We start from the raw sequence: 6153 nt of genomic DNA on the forward strand, positions 1-6153 counted from the left end.
AAAAATAATATATCAGGATTGATTTCAGTGGGTCTACCGATGAACCCCATGTCTAATATCTTTTCGATATTATTTGATCTATCTTCTCTAAGCGTAGCGGTTATTTTTTCGGCTTTAATTAAGTGACCATCTTTTCCACATAATCCAATAGCTGAACCACCAGCAGAATTTATATACTGAACAATTTTTTTATTAACTGAACCACACAGTGCCATTTCAATGATTTTCATAGTGTCTTTGTCTGTAAGTCTGATACCATTCACAAACTTACTGTCCATACCCAGCATTTTTAACCCCGAGTTAATTTCATATTCTCCGTCATGAATTATTACCGGATTTATACCAAGCTGCTTCAACAAGACAACATTATGCACAAAAGTATTAAATAGTGTTTCATCTAAGATTATTGTACCACCGCATTTAATGACAAAAGTCTCGCCTACAAAGCTAGGTATGTTAGATAGCACTTCAAGTAATATTTCTGCTTTTTGTTCAAATGATACCTCACCCTTTAAAAATTCACTACTCTTCATTTTTTTATCTTGTAAACTTGAAAAACTCATCTCTTACCTTGGTTATTTTATGCTTAACACGGATGCTCATTTGATGAATTGACACATTCTCATTATTAATCCGTTTTTGAATATCTTCTATAACAGCACCTAAGCTTTTTTGACTTACTTTATCTATTTTTGTTAGCACAATGTTAAAGTTAATGTTATTATATATTAACCAATAAATGAAGTCTTTGTCTATTTCTTTTAATCCTACCTTGCTATCTATCAACACAAACACTCTTCTTAGATTTCTTCTTTGAATTAGATAATACTCAATTAAGTTTAAATATTGTATAATTTCCTCCTTGCCTCCATGAGAGTAGCCATACCCTGGTAGGTCAACAAGTCTGAACTTATCATTGTACATAGAGTAAAAATTTATTTGTCTAGTGCATCCAGGTTTAGAGGAAACTCTGGCAGCTTTTTTGCTGTTTATCAGTAAGTTGATCAGACTGGATTTTCCTACATTTGATCTACCAGCAAACGCAATCTCTGGAGCCGACTCATTTGGTAATGATTTTATGTCCGAAGCTCCAAATATGAAATTGCAGTTTGATGTTATCTGTTTTGCCATTATATTCAACTAGAAGGTGGTAGGTATATCATAGTGTTATTGCTTGATATAAGAAATTTTTTATTTCAGTATATATTACTTAGCTAGATCTGTGCTATATGGATATGGAAAATAATTTACAAGACTTAAAGAAAAAATTTAATGATATAGAGAGGAATTTGGAAAATCCTACCAATTTAAGTCAAAAAGAATTCATTACCCTTTCAAAGGAATACTCTGAGTTCAGGCCAATAATCAAGATAATTGATGAATATAACACGCTGAAAGAGGAAATTTCAGACTTAGAAGAAATAATAAAAGATGAAAACAGCGAAGGTGATATAAAAGAGTTAGCAAAAGAAGAATTTTTCGAAAAGCACAAGGTATTATTACCAAAAATAAAAGCAAAATTAAAGTTAGCATTATTGCCCAAAGATGAAGATGACTCAAGAAATGCAATATTAGAAATTAGAGCAGGTACAGGCGGAGAAGAAGCAGCATTATTTGCAGCAATGTTATTTCGTATGTATCAAAAATATGCAGAAAGAAGAAATTGGAAGTTCGAGCCAATAAGCATTTCTAATACAGGTATAGGTGGCTATAAGGAAGCTTCTGCACTCATTAATGGAACAGAAGTTTTTGCAAGGTTGAAATTTGAATCAGGGGTGCACAGAGTACAGAGAGTGCCAGAAACTGAATCCTCAGGAAGGTTGCATACCTCTGCCGCTACTGTTGCGATATTACCTGAAGTAGAAGAAGTTGACTTTAAAATAGAAGAAAAAGACTTACGAATAGATGTTTATAGATCCAGTGGTCCTGGAGGGCAATCAGTGAATACAACTGACAGCGCAGTAAGGGTCACCCACTTGCCGACAGGGATAGTTGTGATACAGCAAGATGAAAAATCGCAGCACAAAAATAAAGCTAAAGCGCTCAAAGTATTGAGGGCAAGGCTATACGAAATTGAAAGACAAAAAAAAGAAATGGAAAGGTCAACAATGAGGAAAAGTCAGATTGGCTCTGGGGATCGTTCCGAGCGCATAAGAACATATAACTTTCCGCAATCAAGAATAACAGACCACAGAATTAATCTAACTTCACATCGGCTAGAGCAGATTATAAAAGAAGGTGAACTAGATGAATTTATTGAAGCATTAATTTCACGTAATGAAGCAGAAAGATTGGCAGGGGAAAGTTAGCAGCCTACAATGGAATATCTTTATTAATTACATAGGATTTTTTAAACGCAATAGATAGACAGTAAAAACAAGTTCTAGTACTATCGCAGATAGCACAAGAAGAGATACACTGATTGTTTGACCATTGTAAATGTAGCTTGTTAAGCCGATAAAAACAGCCATGATAAAAGCTCTAATGAACGAGAGTGCAGAAGAAGCCGTACCTTTAATTTTAGGGAAAACATTTATTGATGCATTAAAAATCACTGGCTGGCAAATTGCACAACCGATAGAAAAAATAATCATAGACAATGTTACTAAGTAGAAAGAGTGGGGTACAATTATACTGAATATTACAAGCAATAGAGACCCAATAGCACCCACGCTCGCGCCAGAAATTACACACCATATTTCTCCAAGTTTCTGCAAGATTTTGCCAGCAAATAGACTAATGAGTGAGAAGCACCCAACTATTGCACCTTGATGTAGTGCATAAATAGTGCTAGATAAACCAAAAGTCTTCATATACAGAAAAGGTCCACAAGTAATGAATGACATATACGCAGCAGAAAAGAGGCTTGACATCAAAGACAACGTAACAAACCTCGGATTAGATAGTAGTTTTCTGTAATCTTTCATCGTTTTTTTCAAACTGAAAATATCGCGGTCCTTTTTTGTTTCTGGTAACGCTAAAAGCAGCAAAACCCAAGAGATTAAACAAAGTATTGCAACAGTTGCATAATTACCACGCCATCCTACAATTTCATTGATGAAACTGCCTAACACTGGCGCAATTGCCATGACAACTGTAAGAACAGAATTCATGATTCCAATAAATTTCACCGCTTCGTCACCTTTATAGCTGTCTGCAACGATTGCAAACACAACTACAGATGTGCTGACACCAATGCCCTGAACAAAGCGAGAGATTAAAAGCCAAAAAATCGACGGTGCAAAAACACAACCAACAGCGCCGACGAGTAGTAAAGTGTTGCCTATGATCATAATTCTCCTTCTGCCATAGCATTCAGACAATGGACCGAAAAACAACCCTCCTATGCAAAAGCCTAGGAAATTATAAGCAATAGTTAATTGAATTGTTCCTTCTGATACGTTAAAATAGTGTACCACATCAGGAAAACTAGGTACGGAAATATCAATTTCAATGAACTTAGCAATTAGAGACAGGATTAACAGAAATGGTAGTAACATTTGAGATTTTCAATTAATGAATAAAAATATCACATTTAAAGCGTTGAAAGAAGAACATTTTTTACTGTTATTAAAATGGTTAGAAACACCTCACGTAAAGCTATGGTGGGATGCGGATATAAATTGGACACCAGAGTTAATTGAGAAAAAATATAGCAATTATGTCAAAGGATTCAAACGTTTAAAACTTGAGACACAAATTATTGAAAAACCAATGCATGCATTCATTATTAATTGTGACGGAGTTGATATTGGTTATATTCAATACTATAACAAACATGATTTTCCACCTGTGCTGCTATAGACTGGTATATCGGAGAGCTGAATTATGTGGGCAAAGGCATTGGTCCACAAGCTTTGAATATATTTTTAAACGAATTTGTCTTTAAAGTTTCTGAAAATGCTTTTGTTGACCCAGATACAGCAAATGTTCGTGCAATCCGTGTTTACGAAAAAGTTGGATTTAAAAAAATTAGGGAAAGCAATGGTACAATCTTAATGATCAAGGCAAGAATTCCTGAGAACCATGCAAGATGAGTGTTTTTAACAGCCCGTCTAAATTGCTACAAGCAGTTTAATTTTTAGTAAATATGTCATTATTCAAAAATATGCAAGAAGCTTTATAGAAACTTAACATAATTTTATCATAAAAATGTCATTCTTAAGTCCTATGTAAAAAAAAATTTTGGCACTAATTTAATTAACTATGAGCTGGATAAATTAGAAAATAAATTTTGTTTACTTTTACAACACGTTAAGATCTAATGTCACTTTATCAATCAAAAATATTACAATAGGCTAGTATGTTCCTTACTCTTTTTCTCAAAATATTACCTATTTATATTACAATATTTATTGGTTACTTAGCAGGAAAATATCTTAAAATTGATAGAAACACTATATCTCAAATACTTTTTTATATAGCTAATCCAATAGTGATTTTATATGGAGTCTCTCATACAGAAGTTAACTTAAAAGTAATTTCTCTGCCGATTTTGATATGGTTTATAGGTAGCACTATGTCCTTATCAGTGTATTATCTTTCTTCTTTTTTATTTAAGGATAACACAAGAAACATATTAGCATTTAGCTCGGGCAGCACAAGTATGGGTTATTTTGGCCTGCCGATTGCCATGGCTTTATTTGATGAAGATTCAGTATCTGTATATGTTGTTTGTTATATAGGAATGGCGCTATTTGAAAACAGCTTAGGATTTTACATAGCTGCAAATGGTATTTATACCGCAAAAGAATGCATATTAAAGTTGTTCAAACTTCCTTCGCTTTATGCGATGGTTCTGGGCTTCTTTTTAAGTATATACGATATACAAATACCTACTTTTTTAACAGATGTTATGATGAATATTAGAAGTACATTTGTCACATTAGGAATGGTGCTACTTGGAGTGAGCATTGCGAATATTGCAAGCTTTAAAATAGATTGGAAGCTTGCTTTGATCACTATTACAGCAAAGTACGTATTCTGGCCACTGTTTGTTTTAGGAATTGTCCTTTTAGACAAGCATGTTGTAGGTATATACGATGAGAGCATATATAAAGCACTGATGTTGCTGGCTATTATTCCAGTTTCTGGGTCCAGTATAATACTTGCTAATATTTTGAATTATCAACCAGATAAAGCTACTCTGTTGCTTCTAATCAGTACTGCAGTGGGACTGTTTTATGTTCCACTAATAATATCATTATTTTTTACTAAACTTGTTCCTTGTTGATCAAAAAATTAAGCGCTTGCACAACCATTATTTGGGTAACAACACAAGACATTGATAAAACTTAGAATTTATAGCTAAAGCAACTTCTACAATTTGGTAACCCGTCATCCCGCTACTAGTTAGCGCCGCGGCGGTAAATTGACCTTACCCAGAAAAAGTAGAGAGAAAGTTAAGACGTTTTTGGAGTAAAATAAAACGTTTTTTCAAAATATGACAAATAGAAGAGAATATACAGCAGAATTCAAATTAGAAGCTGTTAAGCTGGTTAAAGAAACAGGTCAAGCAAGTACAAAAATAGCAAAAGATCTAGGTATAGATGGTAGTATGTTAAGTAAGAAAATATGATGGAAAAATGTCTGGAGCATACGCATTTCCAGGCAAAGGCTCCTTATGACAAAGAAAGATTTGATCTAAAAAAAGAACTAACAAGAGAAAGAGACATTTTAAAAAAAGCCCTGGGCAAAGAAAAAGAGTAAAGTATTCTTTTATATAGAAATTGCTGTAAAACACAGGAACTATGTAGGGTTTTGTACTGGTGGTATTGGTTGCTAAGGAAAAAAGCAGTAAAGAATTAGCAAAAGAAGGGCTTCTAGCAGATATTACAAAAAATACATCAAGCTTCTAAATGCAGATATGGAGCTCCTAAAATTCACGCTGAATTAAAAGCTTTAGGCAAAAATTAAAACAGTACAAAGTGTTATGCAAGAAAATGGCATTAAAACCAAGCTTAGACGAAGGTTCAAAAATAAAAAACAGCAAATAAGCAACCGAGTTGTGGCTCCGAACACATTGGATCAAAATTTTACTACTGATCAGCCAAATAAAGTTTGGGATTACCTACATAAAAACTAAAGAAGGTTGTTGGCGGCAATAATTGACCTATATTCACGCATGGTGGTTAATGAGTAACATGATAATTA

Annotated in this window: 5 protein-coding genes and 2 pseudogenes; 4 read left to right on the plus strand and 3 right to left on the minus strand. The window is 33.7% G+C overall.

Annotated elements, in window-relative coordinates; translation table 11 throughout:
- Together WGMM_RS02810 and yihA are read right to left on the minus strand one after the other, a co-directional pair.
- On the minus strand, window positions 1-533 hold a 533-nt coding region (locus WGMM_RS02810), incomplete at its 3' end, for an amino acid kinase family protein (RefSeq protein ID WP_038249724.1).
- A 4-nt stretch (window positions 534-537) separates the two neighbouring features.
- Window positions 538-1131, minus strand: coding sequence for a ribosome biogenesis GTP-binding protein YihA/YsxC (gene yihA, locus WGMM_RS02815; protein ID WP_038249712.1), 594 nt, complete (start codon window positions 1129-1131; stop codon window positions 538-540).
- Between the two features lie 98 nt (window positions 1132-1229).
- On the opposite strand from yihA, the gene prfA reads away from it, so the two are divergent.
- A complete protein-coding gene (gene prfA, locus WGMM_RS02820) occupies window positions 1230-2309 on the plus strand; it encodes a peptide chain release factor 1 (protein ID WP_038249715.1) in 1080 nt (359 codons plus the stop codon).
- 27 nt (window positions 2310-2336) lie between these two features.
- On the opposite strand, the gene WGMM_RS02825 is transcribed toward prfA, so the two are convergent.
- Window positions 2337-3500 carry a multidrug effflux MFS transporter gene (locus WGMM_RS02825; RefSeq protein ID WP_038249718.1) on the minus strand — a complete coding sequence of 388 codons (1164 nt, stop codon included), beginning with the start codon at window positions 3498-3500 and terminating at the stop codon, window positions 2337-2339.
- Window positions 3501-3516: 16 nt separating this feature from the next.
- Here WGMM_RS02825 and WGMM_RS07495 point away from each other — a divergent pair.
- The 3 genes and pseudogenes from WGMM_RS07495 to WGMM_RS07500 all read left to right on the plus strand — a co-directional run.
- A pseudogene (locus WGMM_RS07495) lies at window positions 3517-4037 on the plus strand (GNAT family N-acetyltransferase).
- Between the two features lie 266 nt (window positions 4038-4303).
- Complete coding sequence (locus tag WGMM_RS02835) at window positions 4304-5233, plus strand: AEC family transporter (RefSeq protein WP_038249721.1); 930 nt, start codon at window positions 4304-4306, stop codon at window positions 5231-5233.
- Window positions 5234-5443: 210 nt separating this feature from the next.
- A pseudogene (locus WGMM_RS07500) lies at window positions 5444-6133 on the plus strand (IS3 family transposase); the annotation flags it as partial.
- Window positions 6134-6153: the final 20 nt, after the last annotated feature.

Source organism: Wolbachia endosymbiont of Glossina morsitans morsitans, assembly GCF_000689175.1.
GTDB lineage: Bacteria > Pseudomonadota > Alphaproteobacteria > Rickettsiales > Anaplasmataceae > Wolbachia > Wolbachia pipientis.

What these genes read in the sequence shown, in the direction of transcription:
- prfA (WP_038249715.1), top strand. Translation starts at nt 1,230, where the DNA reads ATGGATATGGAAAATAATTTACAAGACTTAAAGAAAAAATTTAATGAT.
- WGMM_RS02835 (WP_038249721.1), top strand. Translation starts at nt 4,304, where the DNA reads ATGTTCCTTACTCTTTTTCTCAAAATATTACCTATTTATATTACAATA.
- WGMM_RS02825 (WP_038249718.1), bottom strand. Translation starts at nt 3,500, where the DNA reads ATGTTACTACCATTTCTGTTAATCCTGTCTCTAATTGCTAAGTTCATT.
- yihA (WP_038249712.1), bottom strand. Translation starts at nt 1,131, where the DNA reads ATGGCAAAACAGATAACATCAAACTGCAATTTCATATTTGGAGCTTCG.